This is a genomic window from Variovorax sp. 05L425 (genome assembly GCF_056397705.1).
Map to the genome: position 1 here is coordinate 192,394 of NZ_JBFTNY010000006.1, position 25,444 is coordinate 217,837.

General features: G+C 65.8%; 20 protein-coding genes and 1 pseudogene. 11 read left to right on the plus strand and 10 right to left on the minus strand.

Translation table 11 applies throughout. The features are described from left to right. Positions 1 to 32: 32 nt before the first annotated feature. Positions 33 to 722, plus strand: coding sequence for a substrate-binding domain-containing protein (locus tag AC1DN9_RS09715; protein ID WP_478099492.1), 690 nt, complete (start codon positions 33 to 35; stop codon positions 720 to 722). On the opposite strand, the pseudogene AC1DN9_RS09720 reads toward AC1DN9_RS09715, so the two are convergent. The 3 genes and pseudogenes from AC1DN9_RS09720 to AC1DN9_RS09730 all read right to left on the minus strand — a co-directional run. Continuing rightward, a pseudogene (locus tag AC1DN9_RS09720) lies at positions 701 to 2,218 on the minus strand (hybrid sensor histidine kinase/response regulator); the annotation flags it as partial. The gene AC1DN9_RS09715 and the pseudogene AC1DN9_RS09720 overlap by 22 nt on opposite strands. A 135-nt stretch (positions 2,219 to 2,353) precedes the next feature. Next, positions 2,354 to 4,582, minus strand: a complete 2,229-nt coding sequence (locus tag AC1DN9_RS09725; RefSeq protein ID WP_478099494.1) for a hybrid sensor histidine kinase/response regulator — start codon at positions 4,580 to 4,582, stop codon at positions 2,354 to 2,356. 17 nt (positions 4,583 to 4,599) lie between these two features. After that, positions 4,600 to 9,528, minus strand: a complete 4,929-nt coding sequence (locus AC1DN9_RS09730) for a HAMP domain-containing protein (protein ID WP_478099496.1) — start codon at positions 9,526 to 9,528, stop codon at positions 4,600 to 4,602. A gap of 340 nt (positions 9,529 to 9,868) precedes the next feature. On the opposite strand from AC1DN9_RS09730, the gene AC1DN9_RS09735 reads away from it, so the two are divergent. From AC1DN9_RS09735 to AC1DN9_RS09770, 8 genes are all read left to right on the plus strand, one after another. After that, positions 9,869 to 10,309, plus strand: coding sequence for a carboxypeptidase regulatory-like domain-containing protein (locus AC1DN9_RS09735; protein ID WP_478099498.1), 441 nt, complete (start codon positions 9,869 to 9,871; stop codon positions 10,307 to 10,309). After that, on the plus strand, positions 10,306 to 10,914 hold the full coding sequence (petA, locus tag AC1DN9_RS09740; protein ID WP_478099500.1) for a ubiquinol-cytochrome c reductase iron-sulfur subunit: 609 nt from the start codon (positions 10,306 to 10,308) through the stop codon (positions 10,912 to 10,914). Before AC1DN9_RS09735 ends, petA begins: the two co-directional genes overlap by 4 nt. Positions 10,915 to 11,022: 108 nt before the next feature. Further along, a complete protein-coding gene (locus tag AC1DN9_RS09745; protein WP_478099502.1) occupies positions 11,023 to 12,273 on the plus strand; it encodes an ABC transporter substrate-binding protein in 1,251 nt (416 codons plus the stop codon). Positions 12,274 to 12,351: 78 nt separating this feature from the next. Next, positions 12,352 to 13,227, plus strand: a complete 876-nt coding sequence (locus tag AC1DN9_RS09750) for a branched-chain amino acid ABC transporter permease (RefSeq protein ID WP_478099503.1) — start codon at positions 12,352 to 12,354, stop codon at positions 13,225 to 13,227. 2 nt (positions 13,228 to 13,229) lie between these two features. After that, complete coding sequence (locus AC1DN9_RS09755) at positions 13,230 to 14,162, plus strand: branched-chain amino acid ABC transporter permease (RefSeq protein ID WP_478099506.1); 933 nt, start codon at positions 13,230 to 13,232, stop codon at positions 14,160 to 14,162. Next, positions 14,155 to 15,624 carry an ATP-binding cassette domain-containing protein gene (locus tag AC1DN9_RS09760; protein ID WP_478099508.1) on the plus strand — a complete coding sequence of 490 codons (1,470 nt, stop codon included), beginning with the start codon at positions 14,155 to 14,157 and terminating at the stop codon, positions 15,622 to 15,624. The genes AC1DN9_RS09755 and AC1DN9_RS09760 overlap by 8 nt, the downstream gene beginning before the upstream one ends. Positions 15,625 to 15,733: 109 nt before the next feature. Further along, on the plus strand, positions 15,734 to 16,675 hold the full coding sequence (locus tag AC1DN9_RS09765; protein WP_478099510.1) for a hypothetical protein: 942 nt from the start codon (positions 15,734 to 15,736) through the stop codon (positions 16,673 to 16,675). 32 nt (positions 16,676 to 16,707) lie between these two features. Further along, on the plus strand, positions 16,708 to 17,124 hold the full coding sequence (locus tag AC1DN9_RS09770; RefSeq protein ID WP_478099512.1) for an MAPEG family protein: 417 nt from the start codon (positions 16,708 to 16,710) through the stop codon (positions 17,122 to 17,124). Here the strand turns inward: AC1DN9_RS09770 and AC1DN9_RS09775 are convergent. Further along, complete coding sequence (locus AC1DN9_RS09775) at positions 17,081 to 18,094, minus strand: AraC family transcriptional regulator (protein WP_478099514.1); 1,014 nt, start codon at positions 18,092 to 18,094, stop codon at positions 17,081 to 17,083. The two genes, AC1DN9_RS09770 and AC1DN9_RS09775, sit on opposite strands and share 44 nt — an antisense overlap. Before the next feature lie 78 nt (positions 18,095 to 18,172). Here AC1DN9_RS09775 and AC1DN9_RS09780 point away from each other — a divergent pair, with 78 nt between their 5' ends. Then, entirely contained in the window at positions 18,173 to 18,994 is an 822-nt protein-coding gene (locus AC1DN9_RS09780; RefSeq protein ID WP_478099516.1) for a YihY family inner membrane protein, read from the plus strand. A gap of 11 nt (positions 18,995 to 19,005) precedes the next feature. Here the strand turns inward: AC1DN9_RS09780 and AC1DN9_RS09785 are convergent, their stop codons facing one another. Both AC1DN9_RS09785 and AC1DN9_RS09790 read right to left on the minus strand, forming a co-directional pair. Then, positions 19,006 to 19,503, minus strand: coding sequence for a flavodoxin family protein (locus AC1DN9_RS09785; protein WP_478099518.1), 498 nt, complete (start codon positions 19,501 to 19,503; stop codon positions 19,006 to 19,008). Positions 19,504 to 19,542: 39 nt separating this feature from the next. Then, positions 19,543 to 20,544 carry an alpha/beta fold hydrolase gene (locus tag AC1DN9_RS09790; RefSeq protein WP_478099520.1) on the minus strand — a complete coding sequence of 334 codons (1,002 nt, stop codon included), beginning with the start codon at positions 20,542 to 20,544 and terminating at the stop codon, positions 19,543 to 19,545. A gap of 126 nt (positions 20,545 to 20,670) precedes the next feature. On the opposite strand from AC1DN9_RS09790, the gene AC1DN9_RS09795 reads away from it, so the two are divergent. After that, a complete protein-coding gene (locus AC1DN9_RS09795) occupies positions 20,671 to 21,651 on the plus strand; it encodes a LysR family transcriptional regulator (RefSeq protein WP_478099523.1) in 981 nt (326 codons plus the stop codon). Here the strand turns inward: AC1DN9_RS09795 and AC1DN9_RS09800 are convergent. Genes AC1DN9_RS09800 through AC1DN9_RS09815 form a run of 4 tightly spaced genes read right to left on the minus strand, consistent with a single transcriptional unit; the run spans position 21,639 to position 25,435 of the window. Beyond that, positions 21,639 to 22,520: an intradiol ring-cleavage dioxygenase gene (locus tag AC1DN9_RS09800; protein ID WP_478099525.1), complete on the minus strand. Its 882-nt coding sequence runs from the start codon at positions 22,518 to 22,520 to the stop codon at positions 21,639 to 21,641. The two genes, AC1DN9_RS09795 and AC1DN9_RS09800, sit on opposite strands and share 13 nt — an antisense overlap. A 34-nt stretch (positions 22,521 to 22,554) precedes the next feature. Then, on the minus strand, positions 22,555 to 23,493 hold the full coding sequence (locus AC1DN9_RS09805; protein WP_478099527.1) for a SphA family protein: 939 nt from the start codon (positions 23,491 to 23,493) through the stop codon (positions 22,555 to 22,557). Continuing rightward, positions 23,490 to 24,557 (minus strand): maleylacetate reductase, encoded by a 1,068-nt coding sequence (locus AC1DN9_RS09810; RefSeq protein ID WP_478099529.1) that lies wholly within the window; start codon positions 24,555 to 24,557, stop codon positions 23,490 to 23,492. The genes AC1DN9_RS09805 and AC1DN9_RS09810 overlap by 4 nt, the downstream gene beginning before the upstream one ends. After that, positions 24,554 to 25,435 (minus strand): FAD synthetase family protein, encoded by an 882-nt coding sequence (locus tag AC1DN9_RS09815; protein ID WP_478099530.1) that lies wholly within the window; start codon positions 25,433 to 25,435, stop codon positions 24,554 to 24,556. Before AC1DN9_RS09815 ends, AC1DN9_RS09810 begins: the two co-directional genes overlap by 4 nt. Positions 25,436 to 25,444 lie beyond the last annotated feature (9 nt).

Here is a 25,444-nt window from a genome sequence, read left to right on the forward strand (position 1 = left end):
GCGAATGCTCGATTTACTCACCATCAACCACCATGAAAACTCCGATCAAGGGAATCTGCTCGATGGCCACGCGAGGGCTGCTGGACGAACTCGCTCGCATGTATTCGCAACGCACCGGGGTGCCCGTCGCCTTCGAGGCAGTCGCCGGTGTCGAAGCTGCGCGGCGGGTGTCAGCTGGTGAGTCCTTCGACGTCGTGGCGCTTGCATCGGACGCCATCGACAAGCTGGACGCCGCAGGCAGGATCGACGCGGCCAACAAGGTCGACCTCGTTCGCTCAGGCGTCGGCGTGGCAGTACGCGCGGGCGCCGTACGGCCGGACATTTCCACCGAAGAGGCACTGCGCCGCGCGGTGCAAGCCGCCGCCACCGTCGGCTACTCGACCGGCCCGAGCGGTGTCGCGCTGATCGCCATGTTCCAGCGCTGGGGCATCGGCGACGAGTTGCAGGGCCGGCTGGTGCAGGCGCCGCCCGGTGTGCCCGTCGGCTCGCTGGTCGCGCGCGGCGAGGCGGCGCTGGGCTTTCAGCAGTTGAGCGAACTCATCGGTGTCGAGGGCATCGCCCTGATCGGTCCCCTCCCGCCGGAGATCCAGATCACGACGATCTTCTCAGCCGCGCCAGGCGTCGACGCGCCGCAACCGGCCGAGGCACGCGCCCTGCTCGACTTCCTGGTCTCGACCGACAGCGCCGACGCAAAGCGCCGTCACGGCATGGAGCCAGCCTGATCCTCCGATCCTGAATCCGGGTTGGGCGCCAACCGCTGGAGCAAGGAAGACAGCTTGTCGACGTCGACCGGCTTGGTCAGGTGCGCGATGAATCCGGCGTCATAGCTCGCCTCCCGGTCTCGCTCCTGGCCGTAGCCGGTGACTGCGATCAAGGCCGGCTGCTTGAGGACCTCGGTCTTCACGCGCCGGGCCACCTCGATGCCGCTGAGCCCCGGCAGGCCGATGTCCAGGAGGACGACGTCCGGCGCATGGGCCTTGATGGATTCGAGCGCCTCCTTGCCGTCGTGCGCGAGGCTCGCGTCGTAGCCGAACGCCTCGAGCAGCATGTGCATCGTCTCCGCGGCGTCCCGGTTGTCGTCGACCACCAGGATTCGCGACCTGCGCTTTCCGGGCAGGTCTTGCACGTTCGCAATGTGCGGTGCAGCCACGCTCGGGAACTGCACGACAAACTCGGCGCCTTCGCCGGGCTTGCCGGTACTGAAGGCGCTGACAGTCCCGCCCTGCAGCGTCACCAGTTGCTGGACAAGGCTGAGCCCGAGCCCAAGGCCGCCTTTGCTGCGAGCCAGATCCTGTTCTCCCTGCACGAACAAGTCGAAGATCCGCTGCTGGTCCTTCTCGGGGATGCCTGGGCCGTCGTCGCGCACGGCAATCTCAACGGCCGTTCCGCGCTGGGAAAGCCGCAGATCGACGTGCCCGTCCGGCGGGGTGAACTTCGCGGCGTTGGTAAGCAGGTTGGAGACGATCTGGACGATGCGGGCGTGATCACCGATCACCCACGGGTCCACGGCTTCCATGTCCACGTTGAAAGCCTGCGACTTCGCTTCGCAAAGCGGCCGCACGGCCTCGACGGCTTGCTCGATGACATTGCGAAGGCGGACCGGCTTCGCCTCCAGGTGGATCTTGCCGCTCGTGATCCGGCTCACGTCCAGCAAGTCGTCAACCAGCCGCGTCAATTGCCTGAGTTGGCGCGAAACGATGTCCCGCGTTTTCTCGACGAGCCTCGATTCCGTCTTCTCCCTTGCAAGAAGGGCCATCGCATTGGAGATGGGCGCCAGAGGATTGCGAAGTTCATGGCCGAGCATCGCCAGGAAATTGGTGACGCGTTTGCCCTCGTCTTCCAGCGTCGTGATCCTGCGCCGCTCGGTCAGGTCTCGCGTGACCTTCGCGAACCCGCTATGCCGCCCCGACGAATCGCGAAGCGCAGTGATGACCACGCTTGCCCAGAACCGGGTGCCGTCCTTGCGGATTCGCCATCCTTCGTCTTCCATGCGGCCGTCACGCAACGCCATCTTGAGTTCCTGCGCGGGCCAGCCCCTGGCGATCACCTCCGCCGGATAGAAGATCGAAAAATGCTTCCCGATGATTTCGGATGCCGCATAGCCCTTCAACAGCCGCGCCCCCTCGTTCCACGTCAGGATGCGTCCGTCCGGATCGAGCATGAAGATCGCGTAGTCCGTGACCGCATTGACGATCATTCGATAGGCGTCGTCGCTCACCACCGGCAGGTTTGAAGCGTTCTCCGGCGTGAGGTCGTGTTCGAGAGTCTGATTCATAGGACAAGCGGGACGACCCCAACGCTACCGAGTCTTGCGGGCGACCGCAGTCGGACGAAGACGACAGACAAGGCAGGATCATTCACGGCGGAGGTCCTCGCCGCCTGCCGCGGCGGAGGTGGCCGGGTTATCCCTGAGCCCCTGCCACTCATGAATGCAGGCGAGGAGGAGGTCGGGATCCGCCGGCTTGACGAAGTGATGGTCGAACCCGGCCTCCAGGGCGGCGCGCCGATCGTCGTGCTGGCCATAGCCGGTCAGCGCAATCAAGAGCAACCCTTCACCGACCGGCAGCGTTCGCAGACGCCGTGCGACTTCGTAGCCGTCGATCAGCGGCAACCCGATATCCACGATCGCCACGGCAGGCTGAAACTGGAGCGCCAGGACCAGGGCCTGCTCGCCGTCGGATGCCACTTGAATCTCGTGCCCGTCCAGTTGAAGGATGGCGGCAACGACTTCGGCCGCGTCGCGGTTGTCGTCCACGACAAGAATGCGCTCTGGACGCCTCCACGACGCCGGGTGCGCTGCAGATTCGACGGCACTGACTTCGACAACCGGCGCCGGCGCGGCCGGAATTCGCACGGTGAAGATGGAGCCCTTGTCGCGCCCCTCGCTGAAGACATCGATGTCGCCGCCGTGCATGAGGGCCAGCCGGCGCGCGAGCGTCAGCCCCACCCCGAGGCCGCCCTGCGAGCGGTCCAATCCACGTTTACCCTGCGCAAAAAGCTCGAAGATCCGCGGCAGCAACTCGGCATCGATGCCCATGCCCTGATCGCGCACCGACACGACAGCGACGTTCCTCTCGACCCCGCATTGGAGCGCGATGGATGTTTCGTCGGGGCTGTATTTCGAGGCGTTGTGCAGGAGGTTGGCGATGACCTGCGTCAACCGCGCGAAGTCGCCGTGCACCCACACCGCATCGGACGGAAGCTCGACGGTGACCTTCTGGCGATGGCTGTCGCACAGGCCATGGACCGTCTCCAGGCTCTGGGCAACGACCTGCCGGAGGTCGATGCGCTCACGCTTCAGCGCGAACTTGCCCTGGCTGATGCGGCTCACGTCGAGCAGTTCCTCGATCAGCCGCGTCAGCTGGCGCAGTTGACGGGTCGCAATGTCGAGCGCCCAGTTCACCTTCGGACTGGGGGCCGCAGTGCGCCGCACCACCTCGACTGCCATGTGAATGGGCGCGAGCGGATTGCGCAGCTCATGGGACATCATCGCGAGGAATTCGTCCTTGCGCTGATTGGAGGCCTGAAGAGCCTCCTGGGCAGCCATGCGCTCGACCGCCTCGTGTTGCAGTACGCGGAACAGGCGCGCGTTCTCGAAGGCGCTGGCCGCGCGTGCGGACGTTTCCTCCAGCAGCGCGGCAAGCACGGCGGGTTCCCAGGCGCCGTCGGAATCCGGCGCGAGAACCATCACCGCGCCAAGCACCCGGTCGCCGAAGCAGATGGGCATCGCGACCGCGAATCCTGGGGCGCGCCAAGGCAACTTCGAATCCAGCCCGAAGGCGCCAGGTCCGAGTTCGCGCACGGCGTGGTCACGAACGACCTTGCCCGTGCGCGATTCGAGCACTTCGCTCAGCAGTTCGCGCACCAGTGGATCCAGCACCGACTCTCGACCCCGTTCCACGTGCAGACGGTTGCCGGCAGTGGCTGCGACGACGACTTCCCGGGGGCCGAGATCCGGGTCGACCAGTTGCACCAAGCCCACGGTGCCGAGTTCCGCCGCCAGCAGTTCCGCGCATTGGCGCGCGGCAGCATCGACTTGTAACGAGCCGTTGAGCACGCGGCTCGCCTTGGCCAGGAAGGCGGACCGCCTGTCGTTCTCCTCCGCGACCCGGCGCGCGGCTTCGGCCGCGAGCACCGCGGCCCGGCTGTCCGCCTGCCGGCGGATCTGCCGGTTCATGAGATAGAGCGAGACGAAGACGCCGACCTTGCTTCGCAGCATCTCGGGGACCACGGGCGAGAGGATGTAGTCGACCGCGCCAAGCGAATAGCCGCGCAATGTCTGCAACTCGTCCGCGTACGAGGTCACGAAGATGATCGGCGTGTGCATCGAACGCGGATGCCTGCGGATCAGGGCCGCCGTCTCGAAGCCGTCGATGTCCGGCATGTTCACGTCGAGCAGGATGACGGCGAACTCGCGCTTCAGGACCTCCCGCAGGGCGGCGGCACCGGATTGCACCTGCACCAGCTCTTGCCCCAGGTCTTCGAGGACCGTGCGGAACACCAGCAGCTTCTCGGGGAGATCGTCGACGATGAGGATTGCGGCCCTCTCGTCGCCAGGCTCCGGGAAACGTTCGTCGAGCATCGCGGCCTCGCGCTTCGCTATTTGCACAGCCAGCCTCTCAACACGACCAGCAGATGCGCCGTGTCCACCGGCTTCGACAGATAGTCCCACGCACCTGCTTCGATGCACTTCTCTCGATCGCCCTTCATGGCCTTGGCCGTGACCGCGATGAGCGGCAGGTGTCTGGCGCACTGAAGCTTTCGCAGCTCGCGCATGGTCTGCATGCCGTCCATCTCGGGCATCATGATGTCCATCAGGACGGCATCGATCGCCGGGTCTTCCTGCACGAGCTGGATGGCATCCCGTCCATTCTCGGCCGACACGACGGCCATCCCCTGCTCTTCCAGCACCGTCGCCAGGGCGAAGATGTTGCGCATGTCATCGTCCACGATCAGGACCTTCTTGCCGGCCAGGATTTGCGACATGTCGTTCGCCACATCCACGGCCGCGCGTTCCTGATCGGTCATCGAGGCGATGCCCCGGTGCAGGAGGAAGGCCGTCGCGTCGATGAGGCGTTCGAGCGAATCCGCCGTGCGGAGGGTCGCGTCGTGATGGAAGTAGTCCCAAGGCGGCTTCGGCGCCGCCGGCGACGTGCGATACAGCAGGATCGGCAATTGGCGCGAGGACGCGCTGTTCTCCAGATATTCAGCCAGGTCGTCCGAACTGAAGTCCGGCAGGGCACCGTCGGTGACAAGGCAGTCGATGCGCCCTCGCGCGAGCTCCTGGCGCAAGGCTTCGCCGGTCTCCACGATCACCGGCTGCAAGTCGCTGCAGCGGATGGCTGCGATGTACTTTTCGCGCACGGGCGACGGCTGCAGGGCGACCACCAGGCGCTTGCTGGTCGTGAGCACGGACTCATGGAGCTGGCGCAGCGCGACCTCGACTTCGTCGATGGACTGCAGCGGCTTGGCGATGAACGCGATAGCGCCCGAATCAAGGGCGCGCTCGCGCGAATCGTCGGTCGAGACGACGCAGATCGGGATGTGCCGCGTGGCCAGGTCTGCCTTGAGCCTGTCGAGAATCCGCAGGCCCAGCATGTCGGGCAGATGGATATCGAGCGTGATGAGCGCGGGGCGGTAGTCGCGAATCAACACGAGCGAGCCTGCGCCGCTCGGACTCACCAGGCCCTTGAAGCCGCACTTTCGGCCGGCCTGCAGCAGCATCGTGGCAAAAGCCAGGTCGTTCTCGACGATGAGCAGCACCATCTCGCCGGGCAGGATGTTGTCGCGGTCGTCGTCGGCCACGTTCAGCGCGATGGAAGCCGGCTCATCGGCGGATTCCGTCGCGTCGCTTCGCGCAGCCGGGCGGACCAGCTGCAGCGCAGGTCGCCGCTCGATGGCGGGTGCCGGGCCGGGCTCGAGCAATGCACTGCGACCGGAGCGGAGGCTGCGCGACGGGCTGTAACTCTGCGGCAGGTAGAGCGTGAAGGTGCTGCCTTCGGTCGGTGCGCTGACCAGCCCGATCTCGCCGCCCAAGAGGCGCGAGAGCTCCCGGCTGATGGCAAGGCCCAGGCCGGTTCCGCCATACTTGCGCGAAGTCGAGCCGTCCGCCTGCTGGAAGGCCTCGAAGACGATCTGCTGCTTGTCCGCGGAAATACCGATGCCGGTGTCCGACACCGAGAACTTGATGACGCGAATGGCGCGATTGAGTTCTTCGTTGTCCGGCGACCATCCGGACGTCGCCGTCGCGACCGACAGCACGACCGACCCCTGGTGGGTGAACTTGAAGGCGTTCGACAGCAGGTTCTTGAGGATCTGCTGCACCCGCTTGACATCGGTGACGATGGTTTCGGGCAGCGTCTCCTCGGCGCGGATCTCGAAGCCGACGTGCTTGGCTTCCGCCACATGCCGGAAGCTCCGTTCGACGGAACGCTCGAGGTCATCCAGCCGCAGTTCGCTGACTTCCACCGCCACGGTGCCGGACTCGATCTTCGACAGATCGAGGATGTCGTTGATCAGCATCAGCAGGTCGTTGCCCGACAGATGGATGGTCTTCGCGAATTCGAGCTGCTTGGAAGTGAGGTTCTCGTCGACGTTCTTGCAAAGCTGGTCCGACAGGATCAACAGGCTGTTGAGCGGCGTGCGCAACTCGTGCGACATGTTCGCCAGGAATTCGGACTTGTACTTGGACGTCAACGCCAACTGCTCGGCCTTTTCCTCCAGGGCCTGGCGAGCTTGCTCGACCTCGCGGTTCTTGCGCTCGACCTCCTGGTTCTGGTGCACCAGCAGGCGCGCCTTCTCTTGAAGCTCCTCGTTGGTCTGCTGGAGTTCCTGCTGGCGGCTCTGAAGCTCTTCGGCCAGCGACTGAGACTGCTTGAGCAAGTCCTCGGTGCGCATGTTGGCGGAGATCGTGTTGATCACGATGCCGATCGATTCCGTGAGCTGGTCCAGGAAGGCCTGGTGCGCCGGATTGAAGCGCTCCAGCGAAGCCAGCTCCATGACGCCGCGAACCTCGCCTTCGAAGACGATCGGCAGCACGATGACGTCCATCGCCGCGCTTTCGCTCAGGCCCGTTGCGACACGGAACGCGCCGCTCGGCACATTGGTCAGCAAGATCTTGGATTTCTCGACCGCGCACTGGCCCACCAGGCCCTGGCCGAGCTCGATCTCCTTGCCGTGCGTGTTCAGCCCGCCCGACGCATAGCTGCCGAAGAGCTTGAGCTTGGCCGCATTGGAGGCTCCGGATAGCACGTAGAACTCCGCCTGCTGCGCGCCGACCACCGGCGCCAGTTCCGAGAGGATGAGCTGGCCGACCGTCAGCAGGTCCTTCTGCCCCTGCAGCATCCGGCTGAACTTCGCGAGATTGGTCTTGAGCCAGTCCTGCTCGGTGTTCTTCTGCGTGGTGTCCTTCAGGTTGCGGATCATCTCGTTGATCGTGTCCTTCAGCGCCGCCACCTCGCCTTGCGCCTTGACGGTGATCGAACGGGTCAGGTCGCCCTGGGTCACGGCGGTCGCCACCTCGGCGATCGCGCGCACCTGCGTCGTGAGATTGGCCGCAAGCTGATTGACGTTCTCCGTCAGCCCCTTCCAGGTGCCCGCCGCGCCGGGCACCTTGGCCTGTCCGCCCAGCTTGCCTTCCACGCCGACCTCGCGCGCGACCGAGGTCACCTGATCGGCGAAGGTCGCCAGCGTGTCGGTCATGCTGTTGATGGTCTCGGCGAGCGCGGCGATCTCGCCCTTGGCCTCCACGGTGAGCTTCTGCTTGAGGTCACCGGTGGCCACCGCGGTGACAACCTTGGCGATGCCGCGCACCTGGCCGGTGAGGTTGCCCGCCATGAAGTTCACGTTGTCCGTCAGGTCCTTCCAGGTGCCCGACACATCGCGCACCTGCGCCTGTCCGCCAAGCCGGCCTTCGGTGCCCACTTCGCGGGCGACGCGCGTCACCTCGGCGGCGAAAGAGGAGAGCTGGTCGACCATCGTGTTGATGGTCGCCTTGAGCTCCAGGATCTCGCCCTTGACGTCGACCGTGATCTTCTTCGACAGGTCACCGGCCGCGACGGCCTTCGTGACGTCGGCGATGTTGCGAACCTGCGAGGTCAGGTTCGAGGCCATCAGGTTCACCGAGTCGGTCAGGTCCTTCCACGTACCCGCCACGCCCTGCACATCGGCCTGCCCACCCAGGATGCCCTCCGTGCCGACTTCCAGCGCCACACGCGTCACTTCGGCCGCGAAGGACCGCAGTTGATCCACCATGGTGTTGACGGTGTTCTTGAGTTCGGAGATCTCGCCCTTCACGTCCACCGTGATCTTCTTCGAGAGATCGCCCGCGGCCACCGCCGTCGTGACTTCCGCGATGTTGCGCACCTGCGAGGTGAGGTTGCCCGCCATGAAGTTCACGGACTCGGTCAGGTCCTTCCAGGTCCCTGCCACGCCCTGCACGTCGGCCTGGCCGCCCAGGTTGCCTTCGGTGCCCACTTCCCGTGCGACCCGGGTCACTTCCGCCGCGAAGGATCGCAGTTGGTCCACCATCGTGTTGACCGTGTTCTTCAGTTCGAGGATCTCGCCCTTCACATCCACGGTGATCTTCTTGGACAGGTCGCCGGCCGCGACCGCCTTCGTCACGTCGGCGATGTTGCGGACCTGGCTCGTCAGGTTGCCGGCCATCGAATTGACCGAGTCGGTCAGGTCCTTCCACGTGCCCGAGACACCTTCCACGCGCGCCTGTCCGCCCAGGGAGCCTTCGGTGCCGACCTCCCGCGCGACGCGGGTCACTTCGGACGCGAAGGAGCGGAGCTGATCGACCATCGTGTTGATCGTGTTCTTCAGCGTCAGGAACTCGCCCTTGACGTCGACATCGATCTTCTTCGACAGATCGCCCTTCGCCACCGCGGTCGTCACGTCGGCGATGTTGCGCACCTGGTCGGTCAGGTTGCCGGCCATGGAGTTGACCGAGTCGGTGAGGTCCTTCCACGTGCCCGCCACGCCCTTCACCTTGGCCTGGCCGCCGAGCTTGCCTTCGGTACCCACCTCGCGCGCCACCCGCGTCACTTCGGCCGAGAAGTTGCCGAGTTGCTCGACCATCTTGTTGATGGTCTTGGCCGTGCGCAGGAATTCGCCTTCCAGTTCCCTGCCGTCGACTTCGAGCGCCATGCTCTTGGAGAGGTCGCCCTGCGCAACGGCGCCGATGACGCGCGCCACCTCGGTGGTCGGATGCACGAGGTCGTCGATCAGCGCGTTGACGCATTCGACCGACTGCCCCCAGAAGCCGCGACTCTCCGACAGGACCGCGCGCTGCTTGAGCTTGCCCTCCCTGCCGACGACCCTGCGCAGCCGGGTGAGTTCGGCCGCGAGGTTCGCGTTCTGCTCGACCACATCGTTGAAGACCTCGGCGACCTTTCCTGCGATGCCCGTCCAGTGCATCGGCAAGCGCACCTTCGCGTCTCCGATGCGAAGCCGTGCCAGGGCATCGAGCAGAAGCTCGAACTCCTCCTGGGGAGCCGCAATGGAAAGTGTGTCTGGAGCGTTCATTCGTATCCCCTCTCACTGCCGCACGGATCTCCCCGCCGCGCCCCGACCTGTTCGGATCGCGTCTGCCTTCGTGGGAAACCGCCAACTATTGCGTACGACGACCGCGCCTGTAACGTACGACAAGCGATGTGTGGGGTAGGACCCAACCTACACGTTGAGGCGGCGTCCATCCCTTGCGAGGAAAAACGATGAGCGCGGAGCGACGCCACTTAAGGCTCTTCTAAGGCTCTGCTTCGATATTGATGTAGTGCAAAGTCCGTCTCCTCGGCGACCCGCGAGACGGCAGTGCCCGGGGCAGCACACTGCATCCTGCTGCTCCCTTCCCGGAAGGAGAGTCGTCATGAGAACCCTCATACGCAATGCCGCACTGGCAGGCACCCTCGGTGTCGTGTTGTTGGGCGGCGCATTCGCGCAATCCGCCTCGGCCCTGCCACCCGTCCACAAGACGGGCTCGGCCGAATACCTCAGTGGTGGCATCGGGCTCGATGAATCCAGGGCGATCGAGCATGCCAGTACGCAATGGCCGCTGACCCTGGAGTTCGCCGCCAAGGACAGGAAGCACGACGACTTCCTGTCGGACGTCAAGGTCCGGATACGCGACACCCGGGGCCATGGGGCCCTGGAAGCCACCAGCGACGGGCCTTTCCTGCTGGCCAAGTTGCCGCCGGGCCCGTACATCGTCGACGCCACGGTCGGCGACAAGACGCTGCACGAGAACGTCACGATCAGGCCGCACCAGCCGGCGAAGGCCGTCTTCGTGTGGCCGGCGGACGCCTCATGACAACGATCAGCGAGTTCGTTCACGAGATCGATGCCGGCGAGGTGCCTGACGACCAACGGCGCCGGATGCTCCTGGCTGCGACGCGCATCGTGGGCGGCGCCGGGCTGATCGGTGCGGCCTATCCCTTCGTGGCTAGCCTCGAGCCCTCGGCGCGCGACCGGGCGCGTGGCGGACCGGTCACCGGCAATCTCGCCGGCCTTTCCCCTGGCGAGTTGCGCACGGTCGCATGGCGGGGCAAGCCCATCTGGATGTTGCGCCGCAGCGATGCGATGGTGCGCGCGTTGCAGGCAGCAAATCAGGATCTCGCGGATCCGCTCTCCAAACGTTCCCAGCAACCGGCGTCATGCACCAATGCGACGAGGTCCGAACGTCCCGAGTACTTCGTGGCCATCGGCATCTGCACCCATCTCGGCTGCACGCCGACCTTGCGACTGGACGACGATGCGCTGAACGCCGAGCTTCACGCGCCAGGCGGCTTCCTGTGCCCGTGCCACGGCTCGCGCTTCGACCTCGCCGGTCGCGTCGTGAAGAACGTGCCGGCGCCCATCAACCTCGAGATCCCGAACTACCTCTTCACTTCGCCGACCACGGTCCGGATCGGTTGAGATGCTCGGGCGCGTACGGGTAATCATCGAGATGCTTCGGGCCTCCGTCCGCTTGTCAAGCGGTCAGTGATGTGCAAGATTGTGTGCGATCGAAACAAAGGAGACATCATGAAAAGGTACTTCCTTGGTGGCCTCAGCAGTGTGGGCGCCGCTGTGATGATTGTCAGCGGCACATTGGCCACTTTCAGTGCGGCTCTCGCCGCCGATCCGATCAAGATCGGCGTGATCGCGGAAGCGCAGGCCGTGGCGGGCTCTTCGATTGGCCCTGCGGCCCAACTCGCGGCCGAGGAGATCAACGCCAAGGGCGGCGTCGACGGGCGCAAGATCGAGATCGTTGTCTACGACGACCATTCCTCCTCGGCCGAGGCAGTGCGGGCCTTCCAGCGCGCGGTGAGCGAAGACAAGGTCAATGCCGTCATCGCCAGCTATGTCTCCGAAGTGGTGCTGGCCCTCGAGCCGTGGGCCGGGCGACTCAAGACGCTGATGATCACGCCCGGCGCGGCCTCGGACGTGATCACGCAGAACATCGCGAAGGACTACGAGCACAACAAGTACACCTTCCACGGCTACCTGACGTCGAGCGCGCTCGCCGGCCTCGTCTGCGATGCCGCCAAGGACCTGCTGGTCGATCCGCACAAGATGAAGACCGCGGTCATCATGAGCGAGGACGCTGCGTGGACGACACCGCTGGACGCCGGGTATGAGACCTGCCTCCCCAAGGTAGGGCTGAAGGTGCTCGACCACGTCCGCTTCTCGCCCGACACGACCGACTTCACGCCCATCTTCAACAAGATCGAGGCCCAGAAGCCGGACGTCATCATCACCGGCATCTCGCACGTCGGCACCCAGCCGACGGTGCAATGGAAGAGCCAGCAGGTGCCGATCCCGATGCTCGGGATCTCATCGCAAGCCACCAATTCGACCTTCTGGGCGGACACCAACGGCGCGACGGACGGCGTGCTCTTCAACGCGGTTTCCGGACCCGGCGTGGCCGTCACGCCCAAGACGCTGCCCTTCGTCGCTGCCTATCAGAAGAAGTTCGGCAACTCGCCCGCCTATTCGGGCTACACCGCGTACGACGAGGTCTACATGATTGCCGATGCGGTCCGACGGGCGAAGTCGACCGAGAGCGACAAGCTGGTGACCGCCATGGAGGGCACCGACTACGTCGGCACCATCGGCCGCATCGCCTTCCTGCCCAAGGGTGATCCGCACGTGCACGGGCTGAAGACCGGCAACGGCTACATCACCGGCCTGATGCTGCAATGGCAGGACGGCAAGCAGCTCAACATGTGGCCGAAGAACCTGGCCACCGGCCAGATGAAATTTCCCGCATTCATCAAGCTGCCGTCGAGCTGATCGCGTGGGCCCGGCCGTCGTCTTGAGCCGCGCGCCCGCCATGCGCCGCGGACCGAAAGGTCCGACGGTGGCGAGCGCATGATCTTCTGGCAGATCCTGGTCGATGGCTTTGCCATCAGCGCGCTTTACGCCCTCGGCGCCACCGGCTTCACGCTGATCTTCGGCGTCTCCGGCGTTCTCAATCTTTCGCATGGCGCGATCATGGTGGCCGCCGCGGTCGGCGCCTGGGCCGCGGCCGGCATGCTGCATGTCGGCAACTATGCGGCGGCGCTGATCGGCATCGCGGTCGGCGTGGTGCTGGCGTTCGCGACCTACTTCATCACGGTGAGGCCCATCCAGCGTTCGAGCAAGATCGCCGAAGCCGAGAAGGAGATCTTCATTCTCACGGCGACGCTGCTGTGGGGCATCATCGTCCAGGAGACGGTCGCCTACCTGTTCACCGACAACGCAAAGACGGTGCTGCCGATCGTCGAGGGCACGATCCCCTTCCTCGGCGTGCGGACGCCGACCAACGAGTTCTTCACTGCCGCGGTCTGCTGGCTGGCCATCGGCCTGCTCTGGATGCTGGTCAACAAGACGCGACGCGGCAAGGCGGTGCTGGCCGCCTCGATGAATGCGCGCGGCGTCACGCTGCTGGGCATCGAGTTGTCGAGCATCTATCTCACGGTCTGGCTGGTGTACGGGCTGCTCGCGGGCATCGCCGGCATCCTGCTGGGCATGTTCCTCGGCGTGAGTGCCTACAGCGTCGGTCCGCTCACGGCCAGCGCCTTTTCGATCGTGGTGCTCGGCGGCCTGGGCAGCGTATCGGGCTCGCTGATCGCTGCGTACGTGGTCGGCTACCTCGAGACTGTGACTGCCTACCTGATCTCACCTGCCTACCGGACCATTCCGTCGCTGATCCTGCTGATCGTCGTCATGTACGTGCGGCCCCAGGGGCTGTTCGGTCGGAGGTAGCCATGCGCTCGACTTTCAAGTCCCGCCTGTTCTGGATCGCCGTCGCGGTTTTGGCGGTTGGCGCCGTGCTGCCGGGTTTCGCCTCCGGCTACGTGCTGGGGCTGCTCACCGTGGCCTTCTACACGGCAGTGTTCGCGATGTCCTGGGACCTGCTGTTCGGCTTCGCGGGCGAGGTCAACTTCGGCCCCACCTTCCTCATCGGCCTGGGCGCCTATACGGCGGGCATCCTCGATGCGCGGCTCTCGCCGGGCATTTCCATCTGGGTCTGCGTGCTGGCCGGCGCCGCGATGGCGGTCATCGGCGGCGTGGTGCTCGCGCTGCCTGCCCTCCGTTTGCGTGGACCGTATTTCGGGCTGACCACGCTGGTCGCGGTGCTGATGCTGCAGAACTTCGTGGTCGTCTTCGCCGGATTGACGGGCGGCGAGATCGGCCTCCCGGTGCCCGACGTGATGTCCATCAGCGCCACGACGAACTACTGGATCGCCTTTGGCTTCATGGCCGTCAGCGGTGCGATCCTCTTCGGCCTCTCGCGGTCACCGATCGGGCTCATCCTCCAGGCCAGCGGCCAGGACGCGGTGCAGGCCGGGGCGCTCGGCTTCAACGTGGCCAAGCACAAGCTGGCGGCCTTCATCGTCAGCGCCTTCTTCTCGGGCTTCGCGGGCGCGCTGATGGTCTTCTACATGGGCACCGTGTCGGTCGGCACTTTCGTCAACCTGTCGGTCGGCGTGCAGATCATCATCGCGGCGGTCCTCGGCGGCCGACGGACGGTGATCGGCGCGGCCATCGGCGCCATCTTCCTCATCGGCATGGGCGAGTTGCTGCGGCCTCTGGGCGAACTGGCGACGCTCATCGTCTCGGTGACGGCGTTGCTGGTGATCCTGTTCTTCCCGGACGGCTTCCTCGGCATGCTGCACGGAGGTGCGCGCCGTGAGTGAGTCGCCGATGCTGGAGGTGTCGCGCCTGACCAAGCGCTACGGCGGCCTGGTCGCGGTGAAGGACCTCAGCTTCGCGATCAGGCCGGGCGAGATCCTCGGCCTGATCGGGCCCAACGGCTCGGGCAAGTCGACGGCGATGAAGACCATCATGGGCGTCGAACAGCCGACCGCCGGCTCCATCAAGCTCGACGGCGTCGAGATCGGCGGCCTGGCCTCGCACAAGGTGGCGCGCCTGGGCGTGGGACTGGTGTTCCAGCATTCGCGCCCGCTGCAGCGACAGACGGTGCTGGAGAACATCAAGGTCGCGCTGCTGCCCGATCGGCTGACCCAGTTGTTCGCCGGCGCGGATGTCGACGCCAAGGCCCGGTCCATCGCCGATCGGGTTGGCCTCGCCGCCGTCATCGATCGCAAGCCGCCGACACTCCCTTTCGCCGACCTGCGGCGGCTCGAGTTGGCGAAGGCGATCGCGAGGCATCCCAAGCTGGTGCTGGTGGACGAGCCCTTCGCCGGTCTGACGACCCGGGAAGTCAGCGCCTTCTCCGACCTGATCCGCGAGTTTCGCGACGAGGGACGTGCAGTGCTGCTGGTCGACCACAACGTCAAGGGCGTGTCGGCGCTGGTCGATCGCGTGCTTGCGATGTACCTCGGCGAGTGGATTGCCGAAGGCGCCGCCGCTGACGTCATGAAGGACGAAACGGTGCGGCGGGTCTATCTGGGCGGTGCGCTGACCCGGGTGGCCCATCCGCCGGCCAGCGTCGACGACCGGGCTCCGATCCTGGAGGTCGAGAACGTCGGCGTGCTCTACGGCAAGGCGCTGGCCCTGCAGGACGTGTCGCTGCATGTGCGTGAAGGCGAATTCGTCTCGCTGGTGGGATTGAACGGCGCCGGAAAGACGACGCTCTTCAATGCGATCTCGGGGCTGGTGCCCTACTCCGGCACCGTCAAATGGGCCGGCGAGTCGCTGCGCGGATGCAGCGCTGCCACCATCGCGCGCGGAGGTGTCGTTCATTGCCCGGAGACCCGGGAACTGTTCGGCGACATGAGCGTGCGCGAAAACCTCGACCTCGGCGGCAACAGCCTCGACAAGACGGAGCGCCAGCAACGTCTTGATTGGCTGTTCGAGCTGTTCCCGATCCTGCGCGATCGCCAATCCCAGATGGCGCGAACCTTGAGCGGCGGCGAGCAGCAGATGCTGGCGATCGCCCGCGCGCTGATGATGAAACCGACGCTCCTGATCCTCGACGAGCCGACACTCGGCCTCGCGCCGGTGATCCTCGAGGTCTTGTCGAAGGCGCTGGAGCGGCTGCGCAGCACGACCAGCATCAGCGTGCTGCTCGGCGAACAGAACGTGACCTTCGCCCTTCCCCATGCCGACCGGGTGTACGTGCTGGACCACGCGCGGGTGGTCTGGGAAGGACCACCGGGTCGCTTCGAACAAGAAGCCGGCGCGACTTATCTGTAAGGGTGCATGCGCGGATCACCGGGCAAGATTTGCGGACGCATGGCCCGACCTGATTGACCTCGTGCTTCGATCATGGCCACTCCTTCAACGAAATTTGAAAGAGGCCATCATGCAAAGCGCTCCCTCCACGAACCCGTACTCGAAGGTCATCGCGAACTCCAAGCGCGTCCGCTGGGACATCGACGACGACGTCATCCGTCACCGGCGATTTGATCTCGGGAAGATGTTCCTGCCGGCCGGCTTGTCGCTGGTCGACGAACTGGATTTCCTGACGTCCGATGACCGGCGCCTGCTGAGCCAGGTGCAGGGTCGAAGCTACGCCTACATCTTCGGCCTGGTGGAGCGATTCATCGGCGCCAAGGTGCTCGAGATCAGCCGGCAGCACGCGCTCGGCGACCAGGTGGCACTGGAGGCACTGGTCCGCATGGCCGACGAGGAACTGAAGCACCAGGAGTTGTTCCGGCGCATGGAAATGATCATGGCGGCCGACATGCCCCCGGGATACATCGCAACGGCCGAACCCAACGCCGTCGCGACCGCGGTGTTGAGCAAGAGCAACTGGTCGGTGATGGCGCTGACCCTGGACATCGAGCTCTTCACGCTGACCCACTATCGCGCCAGCATCGCGCCGCGGGACGACCTCTGCGAGCTTTGGAAAGACGTCTTCCTGGCCCACTGGAAGGAGGAGTCGCAGCATGCCGTCCTGGATGAACTCGAGTTCTTGCGCGAGGACGCGCGCCTGACGGTCAGCGAACGCGACGCGGCCGTCGGCGAACTGATCGACCTGGTCGTAGCGGTCGACGGCATTCTCCAGGCGCAGGCGCGCGCCGATGCGACCTACTTCGCTTCCATCGCGGGCAAGCACTACGACGACACGGAACGCAGTGCCATCGGCGCGGGGATCCTGAAGGCCTATCGCTGGCAGTACATCGTGTCGGGCGTCATGGAGCCTCGCTTCCAGAAGGTCCTCTTCGGCGTTCTCGATGAGAGGCAGGCAGCCCGGGTGACGGATGCGCTCCAGCCGCTGCTCTACGCGGTGCCTCTCCAATAGCGCATTGCCGTGACTGGCCGGAGACCGAGATCATGGTGCCCGAGTTGATGCTGCTGGGCTTCGCCGCCTGGACCCTGCTGCTCCTGCTCACCACCGTGGGCGCCTACCGGTTGAGCCGCGTCTTCCGTGGTCGGGCGGGAATGAGCGAATTCCCGGCCGACCATGTCGAGGGACAGGACTGGTACGTGCGCTCGATGCGCGCACACGCGAACTGCGTCGAGAACCTGCCGGTGTTCGCAGTGCTGGTCTTCGCGTTGCGCGTTTTCGGCATCGCCGACGCGGCGGTGGACTTACTGTGCGTGGCCGTCCTGGCGGCACGAATCCCCCAGTCGCTGGTCCACGTCTGCTTCACCCAGACGGATCGCGTCGTTTCTGTGCGCTTCACGCTCTTCTTCGTTCAGTTCCTCAGCTTCTTCGGGCTGATTGCGTTGATTGCTTTCCATCGTTGAAATCATGCGGACTCTTGAGGCTGTTCTCGCGACGCCACGATGCCGGGGGCATGCCGAACTCGCGCCTGAAGGCGCGGCTGAAAGCCGTATCGGTTTCATAGCCGACTTCGAGCGCGATATGCATCATGCTCAAGGCGCTGCGCCGCAGGAGGTTCGACGCGAGCGCCATGCGCCACTTGCCGAGATATTGAATGGGAGGCTGCCCGACATAGTGGGTGAATTTTTCGGCGAGAACCGAGCGCGATGTCCCGACCTCGCGCGCAAGGCTTTCGAGCGTCCACGGATGCGCCGGCTGCTCGTGCATGAGGGCAAGGCATTTGCCGACGGCGCGGTCGCGCAAGCCCGCGAGCCAACCCGTCTGGCCCTCGGACATCTCGGCGATGTACCGGCGCAATGTTTCGACCACCAGCACCTCGGACAATTTGGCCAGCACGCCTTCGCCGCCGGGTTGGGTGGAAGCGGCCTCCGCCACCGCGTAGACGAAGGAACGCTCCACCCAGTCAGTCTTCTCGTCCCTCCTGAGCCTGACCGTCAGCACCCTGGGCAGCGTCGCCAGGACCGGCCGGCACAGGATGGGATCGCATGACAGATAGCCGCAAATGATGCGGGTCGCCTCGCCGCCACCGCCCAGCTGCAGTTCGTCGGGCCTCTCGCGCAACAACCCCCGCACATCGAGCAGCGGCCCCGACACGTCGATCCCGGACGAGGCCATCGTGTGGGCATCGCCATGCGGAAACAGGATGATGTCGCCAGCCTGTAGTTGAAGCGCCGGCATGCCGTCGAGCTTCACGGTGCACGAACCGTCGACGAAGAAATGGTAGAAGAGCAGACGCTCGGATCCCGCGTTGACCTGCCTGGCGACTGCCTCCGCTTCCGGCGAGGCAAAGCACCATGGCGCGGTGAATCTGGCGTTGAAGAAGATCGCGCTGTTGAACTGCAAGACCTTCAAGACCTCGGACAAGGCATCCATGTCGACTTCGCCTCCGCAGCAGCGTCGCCATTTGATCACCTTTCACCGCGCTACGATTTCCTCCCTTTTCAGCGATACATGTTCACCCTCACCCGCCTCACGATCCAGCGCGCCCGGAAAGAGCGCTTGCCCCAGGTCGCCGGGAGCCTGACCTTCACGACCTTGCTCTCCATCGTTCCCTTGCTCGCAGCGAGCTTTGCGCTGTTCACGCGATTCCCGATCTTCAAGCGGTTCAAGGACGCGCTTCAGGAATTCCTGCTGAGCCGACTGCTGCCGTCGGACATCGCACGCACGGTCTTGAAGTACCTGAACCAGTTCGCCGCGAACGCCAGCGGTCTGACCTGGATCGGCTCTCTCTGCTTGCTGGGAACGGCCGTCGCGATGCTGCTGACCGTGGAAAACGCACTGAACCAGATGTGGGAGGTCCGGAAGAGCCGGCCGTTCTTCAGGAGGGTGGGCCTGTACCTGTTGATGCTGGCGGTCGGGCCACCCGTTCTGGGCCTGAGTCTGTGGGCGACATCGTATTTGCTGGGCACGTCCATGGGGATGATCGGCGCGCTGCCACGATCGCTCGCGTTCGTGCTCGACCTCGGGCCGATCCTGCTCGGCGTCACTGCACTGACGTGCATGTTCTACCTCGTCCCGAACACCAAGGTGCGGCTGCGCGATGCGGTCGCAGGCGGCCTGATCGCCAGCATCGCCTTCGAGCTCGGCAAGCGCGGCTTCACCGCCTACCTCGTCAAGGTGCCGACGTACAAGGCGCTGTACGGCACGTTCGCCGCGCTTCCCTTGTTCTTGCTGTGGGTGTACTTCTCGTGGCTGGTCACGCTGGTCGCGGCCATGACGGCGGCCAACCTGGCTCTCAGCCGGCGACGGGCGGGCAAGCCCGGCCGCGCCTAGCCACGCCTGCCTCAGTACACGCCGAGCGCCAGCCCCGTCGCCAGTGCGGCGCCCAACTCGCGGCATTGCGCGAGGTCTTCGGCGCCGATCGTCTTGGGCTGCGCGATGGCCTCGGGCGTCTGCGCGTGGGTGCACACGATCAATGCCGGCGCGACGCAGCGCAGCCGCCAGCCAGTGGCAATGCGGTCGATCTGCCGCACGGCGTTCTGGCCGTCGCTGCCGGCGCACACCAGCGCTGCGTAGGGCCGGCCGTTCACGCGATCGAGCGCGGCGTAGTAGCAACGGTCGAAGAAGTCCTTCATCAGCCCGGCCATCGCGGCGAGGTTTTCAGGGGTGGCAAAGATGTAGCCGTCGGCGCCCAGCACGTCGTCGGGCTGGGCCTCGGGCGCACGCAGCAGGCGAACATGGACGCCGGGTTCCTCGCGCGCGCCTTCGGCGGCAGCCTGCGCCATCTGCGCAGTGCCGCCGGTCATGGTGTGATAGACCACGAGGAGCGTCTTGGGGGTCATGCCGCCCAGCATAGCGGCCCGGCCCGATGAAGGGCGAACTCAGTCGTCCTTGTCCTTGTCCTTGCCCCTGGAGCGTTCGTTGAGGAAATCGAATGCGGCCCGCCAGGTCTGCGGCGAGTTCAGGATGCCGAGGTGGCTGGTGTGCAGGATGGGATCGTAGGCGCCCTGCCCCGTGAACGTGATCTCGCGCACGCCGCGCAGGCTGGCGCTTCGCGAGAAGTCCGTCGGCTTGCCAAACGAATCCACGGCGGGCACCGGCGCGACCGAGCCGTCCTGCACCGGGAAGTAGACGAAGCTGCTATCGCCGTTGCGGATCACCAGCATGCGCGTGGGTCCGTCGTTCTCGTCGCGCCCGCTGCGGCCGTTGAGCAGTTGCAGGAAGGGCGTGTCGGGCGAGCCCAGTTCCTGGCACAGGTCGCTCGCAGGCGTGAAGCCGCCCGCCGCCGCGGCCTGCCAGTAGTTGGCGGGGTCGGGCGAGCAGTTGATGATCCCGTGGTTGGGCCCGTCGATGGCCACGAAGCGGCGCACCGTGTGTTTCACCTCGTCCTGCCGCATCCATTCGCGCGCGAGCGTCACGCCCAGGCTGTGGCCGACGATGTCCACCTGCTTGGCGCCCGTGAAGTCCAACACCGCGCGCACGAAGCGGCGCAGGTCCGGCACGTTGGCCGCATCGGTGTGCGCGATGCTCGAACGGCGTGTCTGGTCGGCGGCCAGGTCGCACTGGTCGCCCTGGTAGCCCACGCCCCAGAGTTCGCTGGGGGCATAGCCGTTGTCGGAAAAGTATTGCGCCATCGCCTGGACGCGCCCGTAGGGATTGCAGGCGGTGGGAAACGGCGTGTCGTTGTTGCCGTGAATGAAGATCACCGGTGTTCGCGTCACCGTTCCGGCGGCGCCGAAGCCGATGAGCGGCTTGGCGAGCGAGGTGTCTTCGATCGAAGGGAACCCCGGTGGCAGCGTGTTGCCCACGAGGCCCGCCGCCTGTGTGGCGGCCGCGGTCACGAGGGTGGCGAGAGCGGCGGCATGGCGAATCCACGGTTTCATCAGCGGGCTCCTTCCTCAGCGACGGCGATGATGCCGGCAAAAGCCGGCGCCGGCAAGGATCGACCCAGGCTTGCCGCTTGCAGACCGCTACTTGCGCAGGTACGCTCCCTGCACACTACCGCAACCATGGACGCGATTCCCAGGATCAATGACGGCGAGCTCGACCTGCAGCATCTGCAGATCTTCGACATCCTGCTCGTGGAGCGCAATCTGACCCGTTGCGCGCGCGTGCTCAACATGACGCAGCCGGCGCTCAGCAAGACACTGGCACGCCTTCGTCTCTACTTCGGCGATCCTCTCTTCGTGCGCGTCGGACTCAAGATGGAGCCGACACCCAAGGCGCTCGAACTGGCACAGCCCGTACGCGCCATTCTCGACAGCGTGCGGGCGCTCCGGTCGGACCACGCGCCCTTCGACCCGCTCGTTTCCGAGCGGCGATTCAGCTTCTTCATGATCGATGCCGCGGTGGTCCAGCTGTTGCCGCCGCTGCTCGCGATCCTTCGCGTCGAGGCGCCCAAGGTGCACGTGCAGGCCGTTCCCTGCGACATCCATCACCTCGACCAATGGCTCGAATCAGGCCTCGTCGACCTGGCCATCGGCTCCTTCGCTTCGCTCACGCAAGGCATCCGGCGCCATCCCCTGTGGACGGAAGGCTATGTGTCCCTTTTCCGCAAGGAGCATCCGCGCCTCGATGCAGAGAGCCTGATGGCGCGCTCCGATGAAGCACGCGCCGCCACGGCGCTCGAGCGCTTCGTTGCCGAACAGCACGCGCTCGTCTCAGTGATCGGGACTGGCCACGAGTACGCGAATGCCGAGCGCCTGCTCGAATCGACGCTGCCTCGCGACCACATCGTGTGCCGCGTGCCGACCTTCGCGGCGGCTGCGCACATCGCCAGGAACTCGGACATTGTGGCGACCGTGCCGCGCACGCTCGGCGTCGCCCTGGCCCATGACCTGGACCTGGTCGCGGTCGAGCCGCCACTGCGGTTGCCGAGCATGGAGATCGCGCTGTACTGGCACGACCGCTTCCACCGCGACCCAGGCAGCCAATGGCTGCGTGGGGTCTTCCGCCGCCTGTTCCTGCGTGACGCCGCTCAGGCCGCCTGAGCTTCTTCGGCCTGCGGGACGGGAGCCGCTGCGGTCGGCCGAGGTTCGGGATTCAGGATCAGGTCGAAGTCCAGCAGGTAGCTGCCATCGCCCTGCTTCACCCACTCGCCCACCAGCGATTCGCGCACGCCGAAGACCGCGTCCGAATCGAGATAAGGATCGCCCTTGCGGAACACGTGGGTCACAAGCGTCTGGAAGCCCGGGGCTTTCACCATGAAGTGCAGGTGGGCGGGCCGCCATGGATGGCGGCGCGTGGCGCGCAGCATCTCGCCGACTGTGCCGTCGTCGGGAATGGGATAGGCCACGGCGGCGATGGTGCGGAAGCTGAAGTGGCCCTGCGCGTCCGAATGAAGCACACCGCGCGCCTGGGCATGATCCAGCTCCGCATGCTGCACGTCGTAGTGGCCTTCGCTGTCGGCCTGCCAGACGTCGAGCGTCGCACCGGCGATCGGGCTGCCGTCGAGCGACCGCACCGTGCCGCGAACGAGGCAAGGCTCGCCGCTCGCCCCGTTGCCGACATCGTCGCCATTCTCATAGTGCGGCGCACCCTCCACATGGAAGGGCCCGAACACCGTGGCCTCAGTGCAGCCGGCGGGCTTGTCGTGGTTCATCATGATGGTGAGCATCGACAGGCCCAGCGTGTCGCTCAGCAGGATGAACTCCTGCCGCTTGTCGTCGCACTTCTGGCCCGTCGCCGTGAGGAACCGGATGCCTTGCATCCACTCCGCCTCGGTGAGTTCGACCTCGCGGGCGAAATCGTGCAAGTGCCGCACGAGGCTCGTCAGGACGCGCTTCAGGCGCGGGCTCGGCGTATCCGCGAATCGTTCGATCACCGCCTCGGTGATGGTGTGCTGGTTCAATGTGCGCATGGTGGGGTCTCCTTGGGATGAAATGAGTCGGACATCAGAAGGGGCACAGCGCCATGGCCCAGAAGCGTGTGCCCTGCGGACGGTTGCGCGCGCCGAACTCGGACTGGATCCGAAGCGTCAGCGAGAAGTTGGGGCTGAAGCGAAAGCTGGCGAAAGGCCCGAGCGCGTTGACACGGCCCTTGTTGCCTTTCACCACGACGCCGTTCACTTCGTCGTCGGTGGTCTGGCGATAGATGTAGCCGTTGAGGCCGACCAGCAGTTGCAGCGTTGCACGGTAGCCGGCACTGAACTCGATCGAGGCTTCGTTGCCGGAGTGATAGCCGGTCGCCTTGTTGCGATCGTTGAAGCCCCAGCGGAACTTCGCGCTGACGTCGCTGAGTGGGGTCGGAAACCAGGTGAACGCATAGACCGGCGCGACCTGGTCGTAGTTGCGCCCGGTGTTGACGTAGGCATGCACGTCGTAGCTGCCCGTGCGCAGGTTGGTCTCCACGCCCAGCGTCTGGTGGAAAGTCGTGCCGTGCCAGCCGAGGATGATCGGAGAGAACGACAAGTCCGAGAGCCCGGTCTTGGACCCCCCATGATCCAGCGGCGGAAACGGCGCAGGCCGGGCAATGCCGAGATTGAGATCGACCGCGCTGATCGGCTGCACGATCCGCGTCTCGACGTTGGCGCCGAGGAGAACGACGCCCGGCCACACATAGGACAGCCGGGGCGCCACCACGTCGGACTGCAGCTGGAAGTCGGCGAAGCGGGGATTGTCATTGCCGGCGTTGTCCTTGAACTGTGTCGCCGTGTAGTGCTGATAGAACAGCAGCCAGTGGGCACCTTCGGGCAGCATGTACCCGGCGAAGGTGTTGTCGACGCCGATCGGATAGGAGTTGCCGCCGCCTTCGGTGGCTGAAGCCGGACCCGCCGGAGCCCAGCAGGCGACGAGCGTGAGCAGCGCGCCCAGGTGCGAGCCACGCGGGTTCATGGCGCAGGCCGTTCGCCGTCGAAGGCGTTCTGGAGCAGTTGACGGATGGCCCGCGCTTCCAGCGGCCGTGGATTGGGATAGCGGTTCTCCATCGCGAGCGAGCTAACCCGGTCGAGGTCGCTGGCGTGAAGGCCGAGGTCCTTCAACGCCATGCCCGCGCCGGCGCCCTTGGCGAGATCGAATACGCCTTGCGCCGCATTCATGCATCCGAGCGCCCGAGCGATGCGCTCCATGGCCTCCGGCGCCGCGGCGGCGTTGTAGGCGAGCGCGTGGGGCAGCACGATCGTGTGCACCTGGGCGTGCGGCAGGTCGAAGCTGCCGCCGAGCGTGTGGCACAGCTTGTGGTGCAGGCCCACGCCGGCGCTCCCCAGGGCGGTGCCGCAGAGCCAGGCGCCATACAACGCATCCGTGCGCGCGGCCGAGATCCTTGCAGCATCCCCGCTCGCGAAGCCGGGCAGCGCACGCCCAAAGGCGGCAATGCCCTCCTGCGACATCAACGCGACGACCGGATTGATGTCGGCGGCATAAAGACTCTCCGCCGCATGCGCCAGCGCATTCATGCCGCTGGTAACGCTGATCTCCAACGGCAGCGAGTGCGTGAGCTCGATGTCGTAGATCACGGTGCGCGGACGCACGCGTGCATCGTTGCCGGTCTTCTTGAGGCCAGCCTCGGTGATGCCGTAAATGGCCGTCATCTCGGAACCGGCGTAGGTGGTCGGTATCGCCAGGATCGGCAGACCCGATTCCAGGGCGATCGCCTTGCCGAGCCCGATGGTGGATCCGCCGCCGACGGCCACCGCGCAATCGGCACCGAGCCGTCTGGCAAGCGCGCGCGCTTCGCGGGCTGTCTCGATCGGCACGTGCATCTCGGCGCGATCGAAGATGCCGACGCAGGCGTTCCCCAGGATCGATGCGACGCGCTTGGCTTCGGAGCGCTGGCCGGGCGTGCTGAGGACGATGGCGCGGGTCGCGCCGAGCGTGTCGATCTCGGCAACCAGACGATCGAGCGTGCCGGCGCCGAACACGACGCGCTGGGCGTGCGTGGAATGGGTGAAGGCCTTCATGCAGGCACGCCTTCCTGCCCGATGGGCGCATGTCCATGGCCTGCGCGGTCGACGAAGCGGATGCGCAGTTCGTCGCCGGGCGAAGCGTCCATCTCGTCTTCCGCCAGAAGGCGCACGATCCGTCGGCTCGACCGCCTGTCGTCACGCACCTGGAGCAAGGCAGGAATCCACGGAGCCACGGAGCCGCTTCGCCGGACCGCGCCCACATAGTCGGCCGCGGCAGGCGCGCACATCGCGCTCGCCAAGGCGGCGTCGATGCGCCGGCGCGAGGCGTGTGAGGCGCGGGTGATGGTGCCGGTCATCTCGTGCGGCCGCTGCAACACCGAGGACGCACCGGCCAGGTCGCCGATCTGGATCAGACGCCGCGCTTCGGTGGAGGAGCAGCGCACGGCCTCCTGCGTTCCGGGCACCGCGTCGAGCGACACGGGCGCCACGCTGAAACCCAGCGCCAGTCCCAGGGCCGAGAGATAGGCGACGGTCCCGACGCGCCCCCGTCCGCAGGCGAAGTTATCGCCGACGATCAGTTCGCGCATCCCGAGTTGCGTCAGCAGCGTGTCACGCACGAACGCCTCCGCATCCTGCTGGCTTCGCTGCTCGTCGAAGCGCAGCACCAGGCAGTGGTCGACCGCTCCGGTGGCGGCCAGCAACTGCATGCGATCGTCCACGCTCGACAACAAACTTGGGCAGGCATCCGGCCGGACGACTGCGCGGGGATGCGGGTCAAAGGTCACCACCGCGGTCGGCAGCCCGAGCTGCTCCCCACGTGCGCGCAGTTGCCGGAGCACCTTCGCGTGGCCGCGGTGGACGCCGTCGAACATGCCGATCGAGACGACCGCGCCCTTCAGCGCGAACCCGATGGAGTCAGTGATGACCTTCATGGCGCCACC